Below are 21,537 nucleotides of genomic sequence, written 5' to 3' on the forward strand. Positions count from 1 at the left end.
GGTACCTGGCGAGAACGGGCGTCCCTGGCGGAACAGATCGACCAGGCACGCCCGGAACGACCACGTGCGCCCGCGGCCCTGTCCCTCGACCGACCCGCTCCTCCGCGCCGCGCGCGCTGCTGGCGCCCGTGTGCCCCGCGGGCGCTGCTGCCCACCGTCGACCACGTGCGCGCCCGTTCCTTCCCATGACAGGTGCGGTACCCGGCGGGAACGGGCGTACCTGGTCGGACAGATCGACCAGGTACGCCCGGAACGACCAGGTACGCCCGGGACGACCAGGCACGCGAGCGCGCCCGACCGACTCCCGCACGAGCGACCCCGGCGACCCCGGGCACGACGACGGCCCCGCACCCCCGGGAGCGGGGTACGGGGCCGTACGGCGTGGAGCGACTACTTCGCGGCGGCCTGGATGGTCGGCACGACGTCGGTGAGCGTGTTCACGCGCTGCCCGTTCACGAGGATGGTCGGCGTGCCGAAGCCCTGCGGACCCTTGAGGCTCTCGTCGGCGAGCACCTGGTTCGTCACCTTCGTGACCCACCCCTTGTACGTCTCGTTCGACAGGCACTCGGAGACCGCGGAGCTCGTGGCGCCGCCGGCCTTCACCAGGTCGGCGATCTCGGCGTTCGTCAGGCCCTTCGTGCCCTCCTCCGGCTGCTTCTCGAAGAACTGCGTCTGCACGTCGAGGAACTTGTCCGGCTCGTTGTTCGCAACGCACATGGCGGCGTTCGCGGCACGGCTGGCGTAGCGCGACCCGAGGTAGCTGCGGTCGAGGATCGAGACCGGGTGGATCTCGAGCGTCGCCTGGCCGTTCTTGACGTAGTCGGCGATCTGGTCGGCGTAGGCGCCCTCGAACTGCTTGCAGACCGGGCAGGCCCAGTCGACGTACTCGACGACCTTGACCTTGCCGTCGCTGTCGGCGGTCGGGACCGGGGACGGGGTGCCGTCGGCGGAGACACCACCCGTCGTCACCGGCTCGATCTTGCCGTCGGCACCGGTGAACTGGATGCCGCCGGTGACCATGTTCTTCGGGCCGGCGGCCGACACGGAGCCGCCACCGTTGTTGACGTTCACCACGACGATCGCGACGATGGCCGCGACTGCCACGATGCCCAGGCCGATGCCGCCCTGGAGGAACCACTTGTTGCGGCGCTTGCGACGCTTCTCGGCGTCGGCGCGCTGGCGGGCGACGTCGCGGGCGTGCTGACGGCGCTCGTTCTTGGTCGGTCGGTCGTTGTTCGTCATCGCTTCGGGATCCTGTCGGGGCCGGGGGTCACGCGAACCAGAGGGCGAGCTCGCGGGCGGCGGACTCCGGGGAGTCCGAGCCGTGCACGAGGTTCTGCTGCACCTTGAGGCCCCAGTCACGACCGAGGTCGCCACGGATGGTGCCCGGGGCCGCCGAGGTCGGGTCGGTGGTGCCGGCGAGCGAGCGGAAGCCCTGGATCACACCGTTGCCCGCGACGCGCACGGCGACGACGGGTCCGGACTGCATGAACTCGACGAGCGGCTCGAAGAACGGCTTGCCCTGGTGCTCCTCGTAGTGCGAGTCGAGCAGCTCGCGGGAGGCGGTCACCATCTTCAGGTCGACGATCTCGTAGCCCTTGGCCTCGATCCGGCGGAGGACCTCTCCGGTGAGCTGGCGGGCGACGCCGTCGGGCTTGACGAGGACGAGGGTCTCTTCGAGATCGGACACGCAGTTCTCCTGTGGTTCGGTGGTCGTCAGTCCTCGCCCTGCGCGGCTCGGAACGCGGCGTTCTGCCGGTCGAGCTGACCGCCCTTGACGAAGCAGAACACCCACAGCGCCAGGAACACCGCGCCGACCGCGAACATGAACGGTTCGATGAAACCGGTGGCGAGGATGGCCGCCTGCAGCAGCCACCCGAACCATACACCGGCCGGCTTGCCCGTCAGGCGTGAGGAAGCTGCGAGGACGATGATCGCGAGGATCCCGCCGCCGAACGCCGCGAGCGGCGGCAGCGTGCCCTTCCCGTACACGACGAGCATCGGGAAGAAGAACATCACGGCCTCGAGTCCGAGGGTGATGGCGAGCAGGCTCTCGCGGGCACCGCGCTGCTGACGCGGCTTCCGCACGCGCGGCTGGCGGCCCGGCCGGGAGGCCCGTGGTGCGTCCGTCACTCCGCCTCGCCTCCCCCGGGACGCAGCCCCTCCGCGTGGACCAGGTCCATGACCTTGCCCACCATCACGATGGACCCCGCGACGAGCACGAGGGCGTCCTCGGCGTCCGCCTCGTCCGCCAGGTCGCGCGCCTCCTGCAGCGCCTGCTCGAGCGACGGCTCGACGACGACGCGGTCCTCGCCGACCTCGGCCACGACGACGCGCGCGAACGCGTCGGCGTCCAGGGCGCGGTCGCCGGGCGGCTGCGTGACGACGAAGGTCTGCACGGTGTCCTTGAGCGCGCGGACGAAGCCGCGGGCGTCCTTGTCGCCGAGGATCCCGACGACGCCGACGACGTGCTCCGACGGGAACGCGACCGGCAGCGCCTCGGCCAGGGCGCGGGCCCCGTGCGGGTTGTGCGCGGCGTCGACCACGACGGTCGGCTCCTGTGCGATCGGCTGCAGGCGACCGGGGCTCGTCGCCGCGGCGAGGCCCTCGACGAGGACGTCCTCGTCGAGGGCCTGCGACCCGCGACCGAGGAACGACTCGACCGCGGCGATCGCGACCGCGGCGTTGTGCGCCTGGTGCTGCCCGAACAGCGGGACGAACAGGTCGTCGTACCGGCCGGCGATGCCCTGCACGGTGACGAGCTGGCCGCCGACCGCCGGGGTGTCCGACACGACCGAGAACCGGGTGCCCTCGACGGCGAGCGTCGACTCGGTGAGCTCGGCCGCACGCTCGAGCTCCGCGAGCGCCTCGGGCGTCTGCGCGCTCGACACGACGGACGACGACGGCTTGATGATCCCGGACTTCGTGCGGGCGATCTCGGCGACGGTCGACCCGAGCTGCTTGGCGTGGTCGATCGCGACGGGCGTGATCACCTGCACCTGGCTCTGCACGACGTTCGTGGAGTCCCACTCCCCGCCCATGCCGACCTCGATCACGGCGACGTCGACCGGCGCCTCGGCGAAGCACGCCAGGGCGAGGACGGTGAGCGCCTCGAAGAAGGTCAGGGGCTGCTCGCCCCGGTCGGTGAGCTCCTGGTCGGTCATCGCGAGGATCGGCGTGATGTCGTCCCAGTTCTCGACGAACCGACTCGGCGCGATCGGCTCGCCGTCGATGACGATGCGCTCGCGGATCGAGACCAGGTGCGGGCTCGTCATCAGGCCCGTCCGGAGCCCGTGCGCGCGGACGATGCTCTCGGTCATGCGGGCGGTCGACGTCTTGCCGTTCGTCCCCGTGACGTGGATGACCGGGTACGCCAGGTGCGGGTCGCCGAGGAGTTCGACGGCACGTCGGGTCGCGGTCAGCCGGCGCTCGGGGGCCTGCTCGCCGATCCGGGCGTACAGGGCCGCCTCGACGCGCCGGACCTCGTCGTCGTCCCCGCCGTACGGCAGGGCCTCGGCCGGGGTCTGGTCGCCGGACGGGCCGACGGGGATCTCGATGCCGTCCCCAGTCGGGTCGTCGTGGTCGTCGTACGCGTTGCTGTCGCTCATGCGCGTGCCACCTCCACGGACACCTTCGCACCGTCGCCGACGTCCGAGCCCTCGCCGGGAGCGAACGTCGTCGTGGTCACCTCGACGCTCGTCGACAGGGTCTCCCCCGCGATGAGCTGCTCGTGCTCGCGGACCGGGCCTTCGGCGCCGGCAGACACCCGGAGGGTCAGGGCGATGCGGTCGCTGACGTCGAGGTCGGCGTCGCGGCGGGCCTGCTGCACGGCGCGGACGACGTCGCGGGCGAGCCCCTCGGCCTCGAGCTCCGGCGTGGTCACGGTGTCGAGCACCGCGAAGCCGCCGCCGTCGAGGAACGCCACCGCGACGGAGTCGTCCGCCACGGTGAGGTCGAGCGTGTACTCGCCCTCGACGAGGTCCACCCCGCCGACGGTGACGCCGGACTCGGTCGCGACCCAGTCGCCCTGCTTGGCGGCCGGGATCACCTGCTGCACCTGCTTGCCGATCCGGGGACCGACGGCACGGGCGTTGACGGTGAGCTTCCGCTCGATGCCGTAGCGGCCGAGCGAGGACTCCTCCTGCTGCTCGAGCACGACCCGCTTCACGTTGAGCTCGTCGCGCAGGATGTCCGCGAACGGCTCGATCGCGGTCGGGTCTGGCACCACGAGGGTCAGCGTGGCGAGCGGCAGCCGGACGCGACGCCCGGTCGCCTTGCGGAGCGCGAGGCCCTTCGAGGCGACGTCCCGCACGCGGTCCATCGCGGCGACGAGGGCGTCGTCGGCCGGGAACTCGTCGGGCGACGGGAAGTCCTCGAGGTGCACGCTGCGCCCGCCGGTCAGGCCCTGCCAGACCTCCTCGGTGACGAGCGGAGCGAGCGGCGCGGCGACGCGGGTGAGCGTCTCGAGCACGGTGTGGAGCGTGTCGAACGCCGCCTGCGCCTCGGGCGAGGACGCCGCGCCGAGCCAGAACTTGTCGCGCGAACGCCGGACGTACCAGTTCGTCAGCACGTCGGCGAAGTCGCGCACGGCCTGGGCCGCGAGCGGGGTGTCGAGCGCGTCGAGGTGCGTCGTGACGTCGGCGACGAGCACGCGGGTCTTCGCGAGCAGGTACCGATCGAGCACGTCGGTGCTGTCGGTGCGCCGGGTGGCCTGGTACCCGGAGTCGCCCGAGGCGTTCGCGTAGAGGGTGAAGAAGTAGTACGTCGACCACAGCGGGAGCAGGAACTCGCGGACGCCCTGGCGGATGCCCTCCTCGGTCACGACGAGGTTCCCGCCGCGGATGACCGACGACGACATGAGGAACCAGCGCATGGCGTCGGCACCGTCGCGGTCGAAGACCTCGGAGACGTCCGGGTAGTTCCGGAGCGACTTCGACATCTTCTGGCCGTCCGAGCCGAGCACGATGCCGTGGCTGATGACGTTCCGGAAGGCCGGGCGGTCGAACAGCGCCGTGGACAGCGCGTGCATGACGTAGAACCAGCCCCGGGTCTGCCCGATGTACTCGACGATGAAGTCCGCGGGGCTGTGCTCCTCGAACCACTCGCGGTTCTCGAACGGGTAGTGCACCTGCGCGTACGGCATCGACCCGGAGTCGAACCAGACGTCGAACACGTCCGAGATGCGGCGCATCGTCGACTGCCCGGTCGGGTCGTCGGGGTTCGGGCGGGTCAGGTCGTCGATGAACGGACGGTGCAGGTCGACCTCGCCGTCGGCGTTCAGCGGCAGCCGGCCGAAGTCGCGCTCGAGCTCCTCGAGGGAGCCGTAGACGTCCTGGCGCGGGTACGCCGGGTCGTCGGACACCCACACCGGGATCGGCGTGCCGAAGTAGCGGTTGCGCGACACCGACCAGTCGATGGCGTTCCCGACCCACTTGCCGAACTGGCCGTCCTTGACGTTGTCCGGCACCCAGTTGATGTCCTGGTTCAGCTCGCCCATCCGGTCGCGGAACTCCGTGACGCGGACGAACCACGACGAGACCGCCTTGTAGATGAGCGGCTTGCGGCACCGCCAGCAGTGCGGGTAGCTGTGCTCGTAGGACGCCTGGCGCAGCAGACGGCCCATGTCGCGCACGGCCTTCGTCAGCGGCTTGTTCGCATCCGACCAGAGCATGCCGGCGACGTCACCGAACTGCGCGGTGAAGACGCCGCCCTCGTCGAGGGACAGCACGACGGGGATGCCGGCGGCCGCGCAGACCTCCTGGTCGTCGGCGCCGTAGGCCGGGGCCTGGTGCACGATGCCGGTGCCCTCGCCGGTCTCGACGTACTCGGCCACGAGGACGCGCCAGGCGTTCTCGTAGCCCTCCTGATCGGCCAGGAAGTCGAACAGCCGCTCGTACTCGACGCCGTCGAGCTCGGCGCCGGCGACCGTGCGGAGCACGGCGGCGATCGCTTCGTCGGCCGACTCGTAGCCGAGGTCCTTCGCGTGGGCCGCCACGGTGTCCGAAGCCAGGAGGTACCGGGCCGCACCGGCGTCGCCACCGTCAGCCGCGCCTCCCGGCCCGGCCGGCACGACCGCGTACGCGATCTCCGGACCGACGGCGAGCGCCGCGTTCGTCGGCAGCGTCCACGGGGTCGTCGTCCAGGCGAGGGCGCGGACCCCGGTCAGGTCGAGCTCGGCGGCGCGGGCACCCTGCAGCGGGAACGACACCGTGACCGACTGGTCCTGACGCATCTTGTAGACGTCGTCGTCCATGCGGAGCTCGTGGTTCGACAGCGGGGTCTGGTCGTTCCAGCAGTACGGCAGGACGCGGAAGCCCTCGTACGCCAGGCCCTTGTCCCAGAGCTGCTTCCACGCCCACAGGACGCTCTCCATGTAGGTGACGTCGAGGGTCTTGTAGTCGTCCTCGAAGTCGACCCAGCGCGCCTGGCGGGTGACGTACGCCTGCCACTCGTCGGTGTACTGCAGCACGGACCTCTTGGCGGCCGCGTTGAAGACGTCGACGCCCATGTCGTCGATCTCGTGCTTCTCGGTGATCCCGAGCTGCCGCATCGCCTCGAGCTCGGCGGGCAGGCCGTGGGTGTCCCAGCCGAACCGGCGGTGCACCTGCTTGCCGCGCATGGTCTGGTAGCGCGGGAAGACGTCCTTCGCGTAGCCGGTCAGCAGGTGACCGTAGTGCGGCAGGCCGTTGGCGAACGGCGGGCCGTCGTAGAACGTCCACTCGGTGCAGCCCTCGCGCTGGTCGATCGACGCCTGGAAGGTGTCGTCGCCCTTCCAGAAGGCGAGGATCCCCTGCTCGACGGCGGGGAAGCTCGGCGAGGGCGTGACGCCGTCGGCGTTCGAGTTCAAGGGGTAGCGCACCGCATGGCTCCTGTGGTCGGGGTCGTCTGCCACGAGGACGGAGCGTGCTCCGCGGTACCACCTCGCTTGCCGGCCGCTGCTCGCGCTGCGACCGACCGCTCGTTCGCCGGATGGGGTGCGGTCCGGTCCGCCCGGGTCTACTGACGGCGGTGGTGCTGCCGCGTTCTGCCGGAGGCTCCCCGGTGATGGCCGGTTCGACGCCTGGTGGGACGAGTCTACAAGAGTCGGAGCATGCTGGAGCGATGCCCTCGTCCGAGAAGCAGGACCGTCCGGAGTCCCTGCTCACCGTCGTCATCGCCTTCGCCGCCAACCTGCTCGTCGCCGTCGCCAAGACCGTCGCCTCCATGCTCACCGGGTCGGCGTCGATGACCGCCGAGGCCGCGCACTCGTGGGCCGACACCGGCAACGAGGTCTTCCTGCTCGTGGCGGAACGCCGGGGTGCGAAGCAACGGGACCGGAAGCACCCGCTGGGCTACGGCCGCGAGACCTACATCTGGTCGATGTTCGCCGCGTTCGGCCTCTTCACCGCCGGCGCCGTCGTGTCGATCTGGCACGGGATCACCGAGCTCGGCGAGACCGGTCCCGCGGAGGACGTCGTCCTCAACTACGTCGTGCTGGCGATCGCGTTCGTCCTCGAGGGCACGAGCTTCCTGCAGGCCTACCGCCAGGCGCACGGTGCCGCCACGAAGCGCCGCGTCCCGGTGCTCCGGCACGTGCTGCAGTCGTCGAACCCCACGCTCCGGGCCGTCTTCGCCGAGGACGCCGCCGCGCTCGTCGGTCTCGTCATCGCGTTCCTCGGGGTCTTCCTCCACCAGGTCACCGGCCTCGCGGTGTTCGACGCGATCGGCTCCATCGCGGTGGGGCTGCTGCTCGGGGTCGTCGCGATCGTCCTCATCGAGCGGAACCGCCGCTTCCTGGTCGGCGAGGCCACCTCGCCCGAGCTGGAGGACGCCGTCCTCACCGAGCTGCTCCGCCGCGACGAGGTGGAGCGGGTCACGTACCTGCACCTCGAGTTCGTCGGACCGTCACGGGTGTTCCTCGTCGCCGCCGTCGACCTGACCGGCAACGAGGACGAGGAGCACGTCGCCGTGCGGCTGCGCCGGGTCGAGGAGTCCCTGGAGACCAGTCAGTACATCGAGGAGGCGGTGCTCACGCTGAGCATCCCGGGCGATGCGTCGCTCGCGGCGCGCGGGGACGGCGAGGTCCCCGCGATCGTCCGCGACGGCACGGTCGAGGACGTCGCGTCCGGCGGCGCGGGCACGCTCCGGGCGTAGGGCCCGACCGCGGCCCGGTCAGCGCGCGTCGAGCCCCGCCGCGACCGGTGTCAGCGCCGCGCCGACGTACTCCACGAGCGAGCGTCGCCCGACCCCGTCGGCGACCCAGACCCCGAACGCCGCTGCGGCCGCCCCGAGCAGCGCTCCGGAGACCGTCTGCGGCCAGAGCGCCGTCGGGCGCTCCCCCGTCCGGGAACCGACGAACGCCGACACCGCCCCGTGCTGCGCCATCACCCGCGCGGCGACGCTCGCGACGAGCTCGGTGCCGATGTCCATCACCTCGGCCTGCGCGATCGCCCACGGCACGCGCTCCGGGTCGTGCGCCCGGGCGGCCGCCACGAGCGCCTCCTCCACCGCGCGCACCGGGTTCCGCTCGGTCGACGCAGCCAGGAACGCGGGGACGTCGGCGACCGCGGCGTCCAGTTCGAGCCAGAGCACGTCGGACTTGGCGCCGAAGTAGTTGAAGAAGGTCGCACGGCTGACGCCGGCCCGGGCGGCGATGTGGTCGACCGTCGTCCGTCCGTAGCCCTGCTCGAGGAACAGCTCGGCCGCCGCGTCGGCGAGCACCCCGGCGCTCGAGCGTCGGGGGCGGCCACCGCGGCGCATCGTCTCGTCCATGCCCTCAGTAAACCGCTAGACTCGACGCGCCATGATCTTGGACCGAGTACAGAAATCACGCGCCCGCGCCCTCCTCACCGCCGCGGGCGCCTCCGCGGTCCTGCTGGCCCTCACCGCCTGCACCGGTGGCGGCGCGGCCACCTCCGACAGCACGCCGGTCAGCGGCGGCACCCTCACGTACGCCTCGGGCGATGCGGAGCCGACCTGCCTCGACCCGCACGTCGGCGGCAACTACCCGCAGGCCCTGCTGTCGACGCAGTACATCGAGACGCTCACGAGCCTCGACCGCGACCGCCGGCCGAGCCCCGCCCTCGCGACCGACTGGCAGACCAGCGGCGACGGCAGGACCCTGACGTTCGACCTGCGGAAGGACGTCACGTTCTCGGACGGCACCCCGTTCGACGCGGCCGCCGTCGTCGCGAACATCGAGCACGTGCAGGACCCGACGACCGCGTCGAGCACGGGCTACCTCGCCCTGCAGTCGATCACGAAGGCCACCGCGACCGACGACCACACGGTGACGCTGACCCTGAGCCGTCCGGACAGCGCGCTGCTCGAGTCGTTCTCGCAGCCGTGGGTCGGGATGGAGTCCCCGAAGGCGCTCGAGCGTCCGCAGGCGACCAACTGCGAGTCCCCGGTCGGCACCGGGCCGTTCACCGTGACGAAGTGGCAGCACGGTGACCGCGTCACCCTGGCGAAGAACACCCGGTACACGCCGCTCTCCGGGTCGACGGAGCCCCGCCTCGACGGCATCACCTGGCGCTTCCTGCCCGACTCGACCTCGCGCTACGCGGCGCTGCAGGCGGGCCAGGTCGACGTCATCGACAACGCCCAGCCCGACCAGCTGAAGGCCGCGTCCACCAAGGGCGCGATCCGCGACCTCGACGCCCCGCGCCCCGGCGCCTCGAACCGCCTCGAGCTGAACTCCGGGCACGGGGTGTTCCGCGACGAAGCGGTCCGGAAGGCCTTCATCGCCGGCGCCGAGATCGACCCGGGCCTCCAGAGCCTGTTCCTCGGCACCGCGAAGCGCTCGTACTCGGTGCTGTCGAGCGTCGAGCCCGACGGGTACTCCGATCCGGCGCTGTTCGAGTACTCCCCCACGACCGCGGAGCGCCTGCTCGACGAGGCCGGCTGGAAGGTCGGCAGCGACGGGATCCGCCAGAAGGACGGCGAGCGCCTCACCGTGACCTTCCCGGTGTCGACGAACCAGTCCGTGCCCGCCGAACGCAGCCTGTTCCAGCAGGTCCAAGCCTCCGAGAAGGCCGTCGGGTTCGACGTCCGGCTCGAGGAGCTCGACCTGTCGAGCTGGTACGCCGCGCTCGCCGCGAACGAGTACGACGTCGTCAGTGCGCCGTACACGAAGGTCGGCCCCGACGTCCTCCGGATCCTCTACGACAGCGCGAGCATCACGCCGGCGCCGTCGGGCTACTTCGCGAACCTCGCGCAGCTCGACGACCCGACGGTCGACGACCTCCTGCAGCGTGCGGCCGCGACCGCCGGCGCCGACGAGCGCGGGGACCTGTACCGTCAGGCCCAGCAGCGGATCCTCGCCAGCGGCACCGTGCTGCCGCTCTACGACCAGCAGAACCACTTCCTGTACCGGTCGACCGTCCACGGCATCGAGACCACGTCGGTCTCCACACCGTGGTTCGGCACGGCGTGGATCGCGCGCTGACGAGCCCACCGGCCGGGAGGCACCCCCTGCGTCCGACACGCGAGCACCGGTCCGCCGTCGGCTCGGCATGGGTCCTGTGGGGCCTCCGCCGGGTGGCCGGCGGCGTCGGCGTGCTCTGGGCCGTCGCGACGATCGTCTTCGTCGCGATCCGGCTCGTTCCCGGTGACCCGGCGCTCGCGATCCTCGGTGGTCCGGGTTCGCAGGCCTCGGCCGAGGCGGTCGACACCGTCCGCCGGGAGTACGGGCTCGACCGGCCGGTGCTCGTCCAGTACGCGGTGTTCCTCGGCCGACTCGCGACCGGGCACCTCGGCGACTCCTACGCCTTCCGCACCCCGGTGTCGACGCTCCTCGCGCAGCAGCTCCCGGTGACGCTGACGCTCGCCGTGGCCGGGCTCGTCGTCGCCTGGGTGCTCGCGATCGCCGCCGCGTGGTGGTCCACCCAGCGCGGCCGCGTCGCCGCCGCCCTGACCGGCGCGATCACGGTGACGGCCAGCGTCGTCCCGCACTTCTGGCTCGGCAGCGTGCTCATCGTCGTCTTCGCGAGCGCACTCGGCTGGGTGCCGGCGGTCTCGGACGGGTCCGTCCGAGGTTGGGTGCTGCCCGTGCTCACGGTCGCGGTCCCCGTCGCCGGGTACCTCGCCGAGACCGTGCGCGACGGCGTGGTCGACGCGCAGCGCTCGGCGTTCGCCCTGGCCGCCCGCGGTCGCGGCGAGTCGCGCGCGGGACTCTTCGGTCGGCACCTGCTGCGGCACGCGGCACTGCCCGGCATCGCCCTGTCCGCCTGGGCCTTCGGGTCGCTGGTGTCCGGCGCGGTCGTCGTCGAGTCGGTGTTCGCGCTGCCCGGCATCGGCCGTGCCCTGGTGACCGCGGTCACGCAGCGGGACATGCCGCTCGTCGTCGGCATCGCGCTCGTGTCCGCCGCTGCGTACGTCGTCGTCCTCGCCGTCGCGGACCTCGTCGAGCGTCTGGTCGACCCGCGGGCCGGCGCCCCCGTCGGCGGCCGCCTCGGCGGACGGACCGCGACGCGCCGGCGGGGCCGGGTACCCGTCGGGACGCACCACGGGACGGGCGCACGGTGAGCGGCATCGCCGACCCGGGCCTCCAGGCCGGTGCGACGCCGGCCACGGCACGGTCCGAGCGGTCTCGTGGGGGGACGCTCGGGCCGGCGGGGCTGGTGGCCGCGGTCGTCGTCGCCGTCGCGGTGGTGGCGGCCGTCTGGCCGTCGCTGCTCGGCGGCGGGGACCCGCTCGCAGTGCACCCGGCGGACGCCCTGGCCGCGCCGAGCGGGGCGCACCCGTTCGGCACCGACGAGTCCGGACGCGACGTCCTGACGCGGGTGGTCGCCGGCACGCGCGCGTCGCTCGTGGTCGGGGTGGTGGCCACCCTGGTGGGCGGCACGACGGGTGTCGTGCTGGGCACGGTCGCGGGCCTCGGTGGACGGCTCGTCGACGCGGTGGTCGGTCGGCTCACCGAGGTGGCGTTCGCCCTGCCGCTCCTGCTCGTCGCGCTCGTCGTCATCGCGGTGACCGGGCCCGGACCGGTGCCGGCGACGCTGGCGGTCGGGTTCGCGACGGCACCCGGTTACGCACGCATCGTCCGCGCACTCGTCCGCACCGCGCGGTCCTCGCAGGTGGTCGAGACGGCCGTGCTGCAGGGACGCCCGCCCGGTCGGATCCTGTTCCGCCACGTGCTGCCCCCGGCGCTCTGGCCCGTCGTCGCCGTCGCCACCCTCGGGGTCGGGCAGGCGGTCGTGTGGGCCTCGGCGCTGAGCTACCTCGGTGTCGGGACGCCGCCGCCGGCGCCGGAGTGGGGCGCGATGCTCGCGGACGGTCGCACCTACCTGCTGACCGCGCCGTGGATGAGCACGTTCCCCGGGCTCGCGATCGTCGTCCTGGCCACGTCCGTGACGGTGCTCGGACGCGCGGTGCGACGAGCGGGGGCCGCACGGTGAACACGGGAGGCGCGGAGCGCACGGGAGGCTCAGAGCACACGGCGACCGCTCGCGTGCTCGACGTCAGCGGGCTCACCGTGACGATCGGCGGTGCCACGCTGGTGCACGACGTCAGCCTGCACGTCGACGCCGGCGAGTGCGTCGCCCTCGTCGGCGCGTCCGGGTCGGGGAAGACCGTCACCGCCCGGGCGGCGCTCGGGCTGTCGGCACCGGGCGCGGTCGTCAGCGCGGATCGGCTCGACCTCGACCGCACCGACGTCCGCGGGCTGTCCGAACGCCGGTGGCGGCGGCTCCGGGGCTCGACCGTCGGCTACGTCGGACAGGAGGCCCTCGGCGCCCTCGACCCGCTCCGCCCCGTCGGTCGGGAGGTCGCCGACGCCCTGCGCCTGCACACCGACCTGCGGGCGACCGACCGGGTCGAGGCGGTGCGCGCGGCGCTGGCGGCCGTCGGGCTCGACCCGGCGCTGGCCACCGACGGGCGGCTCGCGGGCACGCTGTCGGGCGGGATGCGGCAGCGGGCGCTCATCGCCGCGGCGACCGTGGCCTCGCCGGCCCTCGTCGTGGCGGACGAACCGACCACCGCACTCGACGCGGCGGTCGCGGTGACCGTCATGGAGCAGTTGCGGGCGGCGCAGCAGCGCGGTGCCGGGCTCCTCGTCATCACCCACGACCTCGGCCTCGTCGCCGGGTGGGCGGACCGCGTGGTCGTCGTGGACGACGGCACGGTGGTCGAGGACGGCCCGGTCGCGGCGGTCCTCGACGCGCCCGCGCACCCCGCGACACGGGCGCTGGTGCGGGCTGCGCGCTCGGGCGCCGACCGCTCCCGGGCCCCGGTTCCGGCGACGGACAGCCCGCCGGTGCTCGACGGCGTGGGGCTGACCCGCGTGTTCGACGGGGTCCCCGCCGTGCAGGACCTCGCGGTCGCGGTGCGTCCGGGTCGGGTGACCGGGGTGATCGGTGCCTCCGGTTCCGGCAAGACCACGGTCGCGCGGATGCTGCTCGGGCTCGAGACCCCGGACGCCGGCACGGTGACGCTCGACGGTGGACCGTGGGTGCCGCTGCCCGAACGGGAGCGCCGGGACCGACGGCACCGGGTGGCCGCCGTCGTGCAGGACCCCGGGGCGACGTTCGACGAGCGGTGGACGGTCGAGCGTGTGCTCGCCGACGCCCTGACGGACGGCGGTGCACGCCGGGCGACCGGTGCGCTCGCCGACCGGGTCGGCGCGGCACTCCGGCAGGTCGGGCTGGACCCAGCGCTGCGCTCCCGTCCCCCGCGCACGCTGTCGGGCGGGCAGCGGCAGCGGCTCGCGATCGCCCGGGCGCTGGCGAGCTCACCCGAGGTGGTCGTGCTCGACGAACCCGTGACGGCCCTGGACGCGACGGTGCAGGACGCCGTGCTGACGCTGCTCGAGCGACTCCGCGACGAGACCGGCGTCGCGATGCTGTTCGTGTCGCACGACCTCCGGGCGGTGCGCCGGATGGCCGACGACGTGCTCGTCGTGCACGAGGGCCGGGTCGTCGAGCAGGGGCCGGCGTCCCGCGTGTTCGACGCACCCGAGCACCCGGCGACCGAGCGGCTGCTCACGGCCTCCGCCCGCCTGACCGCCGGCGTCTGAGCAGCTGCAGCCGACGCGAGACTCGGCCCCCCGGACGGTTTCGCGGGTCCCCCGTCACGAAACAGTCCGCAGGGCCGAGTCTCGTGGACGGGCCGCCGACGCGGCTACGAGCCGGTGGTCTCCTGCTTCGGGGCGTCGCCCGAGATGATCGGGATCTCGCTCGTCGAGAAGTCCTTCGCCCAGTCGGACTGTGCGAGCTCCGAGCTCGGGTCGTTGTAGTCCTCGATGACGCCGGCGACCTCGTCCTCGTGCGCCACCGTCGGGCCGGAACCCATCAGCGGCGTCGCAGCCGTCTCCTTCGTGAAGTACACGGCGACGAGCCCGATCACGGCTGCGAGCATGAGGTAGAACGCGGGGATGTCCTCGGCCCACGACAGGCCGGCGTCCTTCGCCCCGGCGATGAGCGCCTGGGTCGCGAGGGGCGTGGTGCCACCGAACAGCGAGACCGAGACGTTGAAGGCGATGGCGAGGGCGCCGTAGCGGATGATCGTCGGGAAGAGCGCCGGGAGCGTCGACGGCATGGTCGAGGTGAACGTGACGAGCACGAGCCCCAGGATCAGCAGGCCGAAGAACACGCCGGCACCGGTGCCGGACTGCACGAGCTTGAGCGCCGGCCACGACAGCAGGATGAAGCCGATGCAGCCCGCGGCGAGGACCGGACGTCGACCGAACTTGTCGGACAGACGGCCGCCGAAGGTGATGACGACCATCATGAGGATCATCACGATGACGATGAGGATCAGGCCGAACGTCGCGTTCTGGCCGAGGTTCGTCTCGAGGTAGGTCGGCATGTACGACAGCAGCATGTAGTCGGTCACGTTGAACACGAGGACCAGACCGATGCAGATGAGGAGCGACCGCCAGTTCTCGGCGAAGAGCTTGAGGAACGGCGTCTTCTGCGACTCGCGCTCGGCCGCCTGCTCCTGCTGCTTCTGGAACGCGGGAGTCTCCTCGAGCTTCAGGCGCAGGTAGAGGCCGATGAGCCCGAGCGGGCCCGCGACGAGGAACGGGATGCGCCAGCCCCAGCTGAGCAACGAGTCCTCGGGGAGGGCGTACTGCAGGGCCGTGACGATCGAGGCGCCGAGCACGTAGCCGGCGAGCGTGCCGAACTCGAGCCACGAGCCCATGAACCCGCGGCGCTTGTCCGGCGAGTACTCGGCGATGAACGTCGCGGCGCCGCCGTACTCACCGCCCGTCGAGAAGCCCTGCACGAAGCGTGCGACGAGGAGCAGCACCGGTGCCCAGAACCCGATCGTGTCGTACGAGGGGATGAGGCCGATCATGAGCGTGCCGGCGGCCATGAGGATCATGGTCAGCGCGAGGACCTTCTGGCGGCCGATCTTGTCGCCGATCGGGCCGAAGACGGCACCGCCGATCGGACGCACGATGAACGCGGCCGCGAAGAAGCCGAAGGTCGCGACGAGGTTCGACGTCGGGTCGCCCTCGGGCAGGAACACCTTCGAGATCGTGACGGTCAGGTACGCGAAGATGCCGAAGTCGAACCACTCCATCGCGTTGCCGAGTGCCGCGGCGGCGACGGCACGCTTGAGCAGCGACTCCTCGACGACGGTGACGTCGTCCTCGGTCAGCTTGCGGCGTGCACGCTTCGCGGCGGCCTTCGTGCGCAACGGCCGATCGCCGTGCTGGTGGGATTCGTTCGGTGCCAAGTTCGTTCCTCCGGTAGTGCTGTGTCTTGCCTTCGGGCGTCCGGCGGAGAGCGACTGTGCAGTCCTGACGGAAACCGCGTCCGCCGGACAAACTCCGACAGCCTAGCAGATGGAGCGCTCCGACGCGACGGCCCGCTACGATGTGCTCACCACGCACGTCCTGCGTGTCACTCAGGCACCTCACCACGGACTCGGTGCCGCACACATCGATCGAAAGGCCCCGCCATGTCGAAGCCCATGCCCGAGAAGCCCACCGTCGACGGACTCGAGCAGGTCTGGGGCCCGGTCTGGGAGCAGGACGGCACCTACCGCTTCGACCGCGACAGCGCGACGAAGGACGCGGTGTACTCGATCGACACCCCGCCGCCGACCGCCTCCGGATCGCTGCACATCGGCCACGTGTTCTCGTACACGCACACCGACCTCAAGGCCCGGTACGAGCGCATGCGCGGCAAGCACGTCTTCTACCCGATGGGCTGGGACGACAACGGCCTGCCGACCGAGCGTCGCGTGCAGAACTACTACGGCGTCCGCTGTGACCCGCAGCTCCCGTACGACCCGGCGTTCGTCCCGCCGTTCGAGGGCGGCGACGGCAAGTCCGCCAAGGCCGCCGACCAGCTGCCGATCTCGCGCCGCAACTTCATCGAGCTGTGCGAGCGCCTGACCGTGCAGGACGAGCAGCAGTTCGAGCACCTCTTCCGCACGCTCGGCCTCTCCGTGGACTGGACGCAGTCGTACCGGACCATCGACGACACCTCCCGCGCGAGCGCGCAGCGTGCCTTCCTCCGCAACCTCGAGCGCGGCGAGGCCTACCAGGCCGACGCCCCGACGCTCTGGGACGTCACGTTCCGCACCGCGGTGGCCCAGGCCGAGCTCGAGGACAAGGAGATGCCCGGCGCGTACCACGGCCTCGCGTTCCACCGCACCGACGGCGGCGAGGACGTCGTCATCCAGACCACCCGCCCCGAGCTGCTCCCCGCTTGCGTGGCCCTCGTCGCCCACCCGGACGACGAGCGCTTCCAGGACCTGTTCGGCAAGACCGTCCGCTCTCCCCTGTTCGACGTCGAGGTCCCGGTGCTCGCGCACCACCTCGCGCAGCAGGACAAGGGCGCCGGCATCGCGATGGTCTGCACCTTCGGTGACACCACCGACGTGGTGTGGTGGCGCGAGCTCCAGCTGCCGAACCGCGCGATCATCGGCTTCGACGGCCGCGTGCGCTCGGACGAGCCGACCTGGATCGAGTCCGCCCGCGGCAAGGAGCTCTACGCCGAGATGGCCGGCAAGACTGTGTTCTCGGCGAAGAAGGTCCTCGTGGACGCCCTCACCGAGTCCGGCGAACTCGTCGGCGACGTCAGGACGATCAACCACCCGGTGAAGTTCTTCGAGAAGGGCGACAAGCCGCTCGAGATCGTCTCGACCCGCCAGTGGTACATCGTCAACGGCGCCCGCGACGAGCAGCTCCGCAGCACGCTCCACCGGCGCGGCGAGGAGATCGCGTTCCACCCGGACTTCATGCGCGTCCGCTACGACAACTGGGTCGGCGGCCTGTCCGGCGACTGGCTCATCTCGCGCCAGCGCTTCTTCGGCGTGCCGCTGCCGGTCTGGTACCCGCTCGACGCCGACGGCAACCCGGTGTTCGACCAGCCGATCGTCCCGACCGAGGACCAGCTCCCGGTGGACCCGGCATCCGAGCCGGCCCCCGGCTACGAGGAGTCCCAGCGCGGCGTCGCCGGCGGCTTCCAGGGCGAGCTCGACGTGATGGACACGTGGGCGACCTCGTCGCTCACGCCGCAGCTCGCGGGCAAGTGGGAGACCGACCCGGCGCTGTACGACCTCGTGTTCCCGTACGACGTCCGCCCGCAGGCGCAGGACATCATCCGCACCTGGCTCTTCACGACGGTGCTCCGCAGCCAGCTCGAGGCCGACGTGGCACCCTGGAAGCACGCGAGCATCTCCGGCTTCATCGTCGACCCCGACCGCAAGAAGATGTCGAAGTCGAAGGGCAACGTCGTCACGCCGCTGTCGATCCTCGAGCAGCACGGTGCGGACGCGGTCCGCTACTGGGCGGCCTCGTCGAAGCTCGGCACGGACGCGGCGTTCGACGCGCAGAACCCGAAGCAGATCAAGGTCGGCCGACGCCTGGCGATCAAGGTGCTCAACGCCGCCAAGTTCGTTTACGGGTTCGAGCTCCCGAGCGGGGCCACGAGCGTGACCGAGGCGCTCGACGTCGACATGCTCGCCGAGCTGGCGAGCGTGATCGACCAGGCCACCACGGCTTTCGACGGCTTCGACCACGCCCGCGCGCTCGAGGTCATCGAACGGTTCTTCTGGACCTTCTGCGACGACTACCTCGAGCTCGTCAAGGAGCGCGCCTACGGCACCGCGACCGACGCGACGCACGAGACGCAAGCGAGCGCGGTCCTGGCGCTGCGCGCCGCGATCGACGCGCTGCTGCGGCTGCTGGCACCGTTCCTCCCGTTCGCGACGGAGGAGGTGTGGGCCTGGACCCACGAGACCAGCGTGCACCGCGCCTCCTGGCCGACGACGGCCGAGCTGCCGACGCAGGCCGCTCCGACGGGTCTGCTGGCAGCCGTCGGGCAGGCGCTCATCGGCATCCGCGGTGCGAAGACCACCGCGAAGGCCTCGCAGAAGACGCCGGTGACGCGCGCCGTCGTGTCGGCCCCGGCCGAGCAGCGGGCGCTCATCGAGCGTGCGGCGGTCGACCTGGCGGCGGTCGGGCGCATCGAGAACCTGTCGTTCACGGACGGCGAGGAGCTCGCCGTCACCGAGATCGAGCTCGCCGAGCAGCAGGCGTAGCGTCACGGGGAGCAGGCCGGACCGTCCGCGGTCCGGCCTGCGACACGACGGATCGGGACGGACTGGAGGCACGGATGCAGTTGGGCACGCGCTGGAACGTGGGTGGGGAGCCGCCGTCGCGACTGCCGGAGACGGTCGTCGTCGCCGTGCGCGGTGTCGAGGACGAGCTGGCGGCCGAGTCGGTCGACGCGTCGACCTGGCGGTGGACGCTCACCTTCCTCGAGGGCAAGCCGGTCGTCGAGCTCGACGACGGCACGTCGATCCACCTCGACGCCGCGGGGCGGGCGCAGGTGACGAACCCGGACGACGCGCCGGAGGAGGACTGAGCCGGGCGGTCCGCCCGGGGTCCCTCCGCTCCGTGGGTCAGACGAGCCCGGCGCGGTGGGCCGTGATGGCCAACTGCGTCCGGTTCTGCAGACCGAGCTTGTCGAGGAGCCGCGAGACGTAGGTCTTGGCCGAGGCCGGTGTGACGCCGAGCCGCGCGGCGATCTGCGCGTTCGTCAGCCCCTCGCCGACGGCGACCGCGAGCTCCCGCTCCCGCGGGGTGAGGTCGGCGAGGTCGTCGTCGACCCCCGGTCCGGCGTCCGCGACCGCCGTCGTGCCGACCACCGTGGGGCGGGTCGGCGTCGGGCGGGTCACCGCCCTGGCCACCACCGCCGACGCCACCGCCGGTGCCAGCACGCAGCGGTCGGCCGCGACGTCCCGAACCGCGGCCGCGAGCTCGTGCGGGCGAGCCCCCTTCAGCAGGAACCCCGACGCGCCGACCTCGAGCGCGCGGAGCACCGCGTCGTCGTGCTCGAAGGCGGTGAGCACCACCACGCGGGGCGGGACCTCGAGCGCCCGCAGGAGCCCGGTCGTCGCGATGCCGTCCGGTCCGCCGGGCATCCGGAGGTCCACGAGTGCGACGTCGACCCGCAGGCGACGGGCGACCGCCGCCCCGCGTTCCCCGTCCGGGCACTCGGCGACCACGACGATGTCCGGCTCGGACTCGAGCACGAGCCGGATGCTCGCCCGGACGTCGGCGTCGTCGTCGACGAGCAGGACACGGATCACCGGGGCACCTCGACGGTCACCCGGAAGCGCTCTCCGACGACGCCGTGCGTCACGCGTCCGCCGACCGACGCCGCGCGCTCCGCCGCGACCGCCAGTCCGTGGCCCCCGCTCGGCAGTGCCGGTGCGTGGTCCGTGACGGGGTTCTCGACCAGGACCCGGACGAGGTCGGGCCAGATCTCGCCGCGGACGTCCACCGCCGCCCCGGGGGCGTGCTTCGTCGCGTTGTGGAGGGCCTCGGCGAGCACGGCGTCCAGGACGGCGCTCGATGCGTCGTCGACCCCGGCCGTCCGGGCGATCGGGCCGGCCGCGGGTCCGTGCCGGCGGACCACGGTGCCGTCGCGCTCCGCCGCGTCGATCGACTCCTGCCACGAGCGGGACGACCGTGCGCGGGGACCGGTCCCGATGTCCGGGCCGCTCGACGACGCGACGTGCGCGCCGTCGGCGCCGTCGGCGCCGTCAGCGGCGTCCGCGCCGGTCGCGCGGTCCGCGCCGTCCGCGCCGTCGCGCAGGAGTCCGACGACGAAGTGCACGTCCTCCAGGAGGTCCGCGCCCGTGTCCGCGATCCTGGTCGCCAGCGACCGGGCTTCGGCGTCGGCACTGCGCGCGGCGATCGCACTCGCGTGCAGGGTCATCCGGCTGACGTTCTGACCGACGAGGTCGTGCATGTCGCGGCTCAGGCGGAGCCGCTCGTGCGCGACGACGTCGGCCGCTCGGGCGGCGGCCACCTCGGCGGCGAGCCGGAGGCGGTCCTCACGCAGCGCGACCAACCGGGAGGCCTCCCCCACGGCACCGCCGACCAGCGCGGGCAGGACGACCCCGAGCAGCGGCGCGGTCTCCTCGGGGAGCGCGACGTGCCCGGCTCGGAACGAACAGGGCACGGGGACGAGGCCGAGCGGGTGCAGGACCGTGTACGCACCGAGGACCAGCAGCCACCCCCGCGGACGGCGGGCACCGAGCACGACCGCCATCACCATCACGAAGGAGCACGACCCGGTGGCGGCCCACACGAGGGGTGCGACCACGCTCGGGACGACGGGGAGTCGCCGGACCAGGTACAGCGACAGCCCGCCCGCGAGGAACGCCAGCAGCTGCCCGGCGTCCGGCGCCTCCCGCGCCGCGAGTGCGTCGTACCAGGTACTCCAGGCCGTCACGACCAGGGGGAACGACAGTGCGGCGGCGCGGAGGACCCGGCGGGTGCGGAGGTCCGGGGCATCGACGAGCCGCTCGATCCACCGATGGGGTCGCGGGAGGGCGCCCGTCGCGACTGCTGCTTGGAATATCACATGTTCAGTATATGCACCGCGGTCGCGATGCAGCGAGCGGACCCCGGTACACTCGGGAACGGCCGTTCCCGTCTGCTCGGAGCGACCGCCGCACGGGATCGGGAGGACGACCGTTGGCGAACGCCGTGGACCAGGAGACGAGCGAGCGCATCCGCGCCACCGCCGACGCGCTCTTCGCCGCCCGTGGGTTCCAGTCGGTCGGCATGGACGACATCCGGACCGGTGCCGGCGTCTCGCTGAAGAAGCTCTACGCCGCGTTCCCGGGCAAGGACCAGCTCATCGCCGCGGTCCTCGCCGGGCGGCACGCCACGTGGGAGCAGGGCATCACCGCGGCCGTCGCGGCTGCGACGGCTCCGCGGGACCGACTCCTCGTGATGTACGACTTCCTCGAGCAGTGGTTCGGCGACGACACGTTCCGCGGGTGCGGCTTCATCAACGCCTTCGGGGAGCTCGGCGGGACCTCCCCCGCGGTGGCGGAGATCGCACGGGCACACAAGGACTCCTTCCAGCGCTACGTCGCCGGGCTGGCCGCCGACGTCGTCGCCGACGCGGAGACCGCCGAGGAGCTCGCCGCGCAGCTCGCGCTGCTCGCCGAGGGGGCGCAGACCACGGCGGCCATCGCGGGCGACACCGCACCGGCGCGGCACGCGCGCCGTGCCGCCGCGACCCTCATCGACGCCGCGACGCGCTGACGGCCCGCGCGGCCCACGGGGCGAGCGCGCGA

17 protein-coding genes are annotated in these 21,537 nt (G+C 72.4%); 8 read left to right on the top strand and 9 right to left on the bottom strand.

Translation table 11 applies throughout. The annotated features are described in order from the left end of the window. Window positions 1-390: 390 nt before the first annotated feature. The 5 genes from AB0N84_RS00670 to ileS are packed head-to-tail and all read right to left on the bottom strand — an operon-like array spanning window position 391 to window position 6,859. On the bottom strand, window positions 391-1,242 hold the full coding sequence (locus AB0N84_RS00670) for a thioredoxin domain-containing protein (protein ID WP_069711496.1): 852 nt from the start codon (window positions 1,240-1,242) through the stop codon (window positions 391-393). Window positions 1,243-1,270: 28 nt separating this feature from the next. Continuing rightward, on the bottom strand, window positions 1,271-1,690 hold the full coding sequence (gene ndk, locus AB0N84_RS00675) for a nucleoside-diphosphate kinase (protein ID WP_069711497.1): 420 nt from the start codon (window positions 1,688-1,690) through the stop codon (window positions 1,271-1,273). A 26-nt stretch (window positions 1,691-1,716) separates the two neighbouring features. After that, window positions 1,717-2,133, bottom strand: a complete 417-nt coding sequence (locus AB0N84_RS00680; RefSeq protein ID WP_363543080.1) for a DUF4233 domain-containing protein — start codon at window positions 2,131-2,133, stop codon at window positions 1,717-1,719. Then, window positions 2,130-3,608 carry a folylpolyglutamate synthase/dihydrofolate synthase family protein gene (locus tag AB0N84_RS00685; protein ID WP_363543082.1) on the bottom strand — a complete coding sequence of 493 codons (1,479 nt, stop codon included), beginning with the start codon at window positions 3,606-3,608 and terminating at the stop codon, window positions 2,130-2,132. Before AB0N84_RS00685 ends, AB0N84_RS00680 begins: the two co-directional genes overlap by 4 nt. Continuing rightward, window positions 3,605-6,859 carry an isoleucine--tRNA ligase gene (gene ileS, locus AB0N84_RS00690; protein ID WP_363543084.1) on the bottom strand — a complete coding sequence of 1,085 codons (3,255 nt, stop codon included), beginning with the start codon at window positions 6,857-6,859 and terminating at the stop codon, window positions 3,605-3,607. The genes AB0N84_RS00685 and ileS overlap by 4 nt, the downstream gene beginning before the upstream one ends. A 242-nt stretch (window positions 6,860-7,101) precedes the next feature. Here ileS and AB0N84_RS00695 point away from each other — a divergent pair, with 242 nt between their 5' ends. Then, window positions 7,102-8,133: a cation diffusion facilitator family transporter gene (locus AB0N84_RS00695; RefSeq protein WP_069711500.1), complete on the top strand. Its 1,032-nt coding sequence runs from the start codon at window positions 7,102-7,104 to the stop codon at window positions 8,131-8,133. An 18-nt stretch (window positions 8,134-8,151) separates the two neighbouring features. On the opposite strand, the gene AB0N84_RS00700 is transcribed toward AB0N84_RS00695, so the two are convergent. Next, window positions 8,152-8,751, bottom strand: a complete 600-nt coding sequence (locus AB0N84_RS00700) for a TetR family transcriptional regulator (RefSeq protein ID WP_363543087.1) — start codon at window positions 8,749-8,751, stop codon at window positions 8,152-8,154. Between the two features lie 31 nt (window positions 8,752-8,782). Here AB0N84_RS00700 and AB0N84_RS00705 point away from each other — a divergent pair, with 31 nt between their 5' ends. The 4 genes from AB0N84_RS00705 to AB0N84_RS00720 are packed head-to-tail and all read left to right on the top strand — an operon-like array spanning window position 8,783 to window position 13,993. After that, window positions 8,783-10,426 (top strand): ABC transporter substrate-binding protein, encoded by a 1,644-nt coding sequence (locus AB0N84_RS00705; protein WP_363543089.1) that lies wholly within the window; start codon window positions 8,783-8,785, stop codon window positions 10,424-10,426. Then, on the top strand, window positions 10,411-11,505 hold the full coding sequence (locus tag AB0N84_RS00710; protein ID WP_363543091.1) for an ABC transporter permease: 1,095 nt from the start codon (window positions 10,411-10,413) through the stop codon (window positions 11,503-11,505). Before AB0N84_RS00705 ends, AB0N84_RS00710 begins: the two co-directional genes overlap by 16 nt. Continuing rightward, window positions 11,502-12,377 (top strand): ABC transporter permease, encoded by an 876-nt coding sequence (locus tag AB0N84_RS00715; protein ID WP_363543092.1) that lies wholly within the window; start codon window positions 11,502-11,504, stop codon window positions 12,375-12,377. The genes AB0N84_RS00710 and AB0N84_RS00715 overlap by 4 nt, the downstream gene beginning before the upstream one ends. A 53-nt stretch (window positions 12,378-12,430) precedes the next feature. Then, window positions 12,431-13,993: an ABC transporter ATP-binding protein gene (locus tag AB0N84_RS00720; protein WP_363543093.1), complete on the top strand. Its 1,563-nt coding sequence runs from the start codon at window positions 12,431-12,433 to the stop codon at window positions 13,991-13,993. Between the two features lie 104 nt (window positions 13,994-14,097). On the opposite strand, the gene proP is transcribed toward AB0N84_RS00720, so the two are convergent. Next, window positions 14,098-15,660, bottom strand: coding sequence for a glycine betaine/L-proline transporter ProP (gene proP, locus AB0N84_RS00725; protein WP_289457632.1), 1,563 nt, complete (start codon window positions 15,658-15,660; stop codon window positions 14,098-14,100). Between the two features lie 225 nt (window positions 15,661-15,885). On the opposite strand from proP, the gene valS reads away from it, so the two are divergent. Then, window positions 15,886-18,477: a valine--tRNA ligase gene (valS, locus tag AB0N84_RS00730; protein WP_363543095.1), complete on the top strand. Its 2,592-nt coding sequence runs from the start codon at window positions 15,886-15,888 to the stop codon at window positions 18,475-18,477. Window positions 18,478-18,551: 74 nt separating this feature from the next. Beyond that, entirely contained in the window at window positions 18,552-18,803 is a 252-nt protein-coding gene (locus tag AB0N84_RS00735; protein ID WP_069711757.1) for a hypothetical protein, read from the top strand. Between the two features lie 37 nt (window positions 18,804-18,840). Here AB0N84_RS00735 and AB0N84_RS00740 read toward each other — a convergent pair whose 3' ends face one another. Both AB0N84_RS00740 and AB0N84_RS00745 read right to left on the bottom strand, forming a co-directional pair. Then, on the bottom strand, window positions 18,841-19,530 hold the full coding sequence (locus AB0N84_RS00740; RefSeq protein WP_363543098.1) for a response regulator transcription factor: 690 nt from the start codon (window positions 19,528-19,530) through the stop codon (window positions 18,841-18,843). Then, window positions 19,527-20,813: a histidine kinase gene (locus AB0N84_RS00745; RefSeq protein WP_363543100.1), complete on the bottom strand. Its 1,287-nt coding sequence runs from the start codon at window positions 20,811-20,813 to the stop codon at window positions 19,527-19,529. Before AB0N84_RS00745 ends, AB0N84_RS00740 begins: the two co-directional genes overlap by 4 nt. Before the next feature lie 113 nt (window positions 20,814-20,926). Between AB0N84_RS00745 and AB0N84_RS00750 the strand changes: the two genes are divergently transcribed. Beyond that, window positions 20,927-21,505 carry a TetR/AcrR family transcriptional regulator gene (locus tag AB0N84_RS00750; RefSeq protein ID WP_363543102.1) on the top strand — a complete coding sequence of 193 codons (579 nt, stop codon included), beginning with the start codon at window positions 20,927-20,929 and terminating at the stop codon, window positions 21,503-21,505. The last annotated feature ends 32 nt before the right edge of the window (window positions 21,506-21,537 follow it).

This window comes from Curtobacterium sp. NPDC089185, from assembly GCF_040685235.1.
GTDB classification, from domain to species: Bacteria; Actinomycetota; Actinomycetes; order Actinomycetales; family Microbacteriaceae; genus Curtobacterium; species Curtobacterium citri.

Coding starts and splice junctions, on each gene's coding strand:
- AB0N84_RS00670 (WP_069711496.1), bottom strand. CDS start 1,242: ATGACGAACAACGACCGACCGACCAAGAACGAGCGCCGTCAGCACGCC.
- AB0N84_RS00685 (WP_363543082.1), bottom strand. CDS start 3,608: ATGAGCGACAGCAACGCGTACGACGACCACGACGACCCGACTGGGGAC.
- AB0N84_RS00695 (WP_069711500.1), top strand. CDS start 7,102: ATGCCCTCGTCCGAGAAGCAGGACCGTCCGGAGTCCCTGCTCACCGTC.
- AB0N84_RS00700 (WP_363543087.1), bottom strand. CDS start 8,751: ATGGACGAGACGATGCGCCGCGGTGGCCGCCCCCGACGCTCGAGCGCC.
- AB0N84_RS00705 (WP_363543089.1), top strand. CDS start 8,783: ATGATCTTGGACCGAGTACAGAAATCACGCGCCCGCGCCCTCCTCACC.
- valS (WP_363543095.1), top strand. CDS start 15,886: ATGTCGAAGCCCATGCCCGAGAAGCCCACCGTCGACGGACTCGAGCAG.
- AB0N84_RS00735 (WP_069711757.1), top strand. CDS start 18,552: ATGCAGTTGGGCACGCGCTGGAACGTGGGTGGGGAGCCGCCGTCGCGA.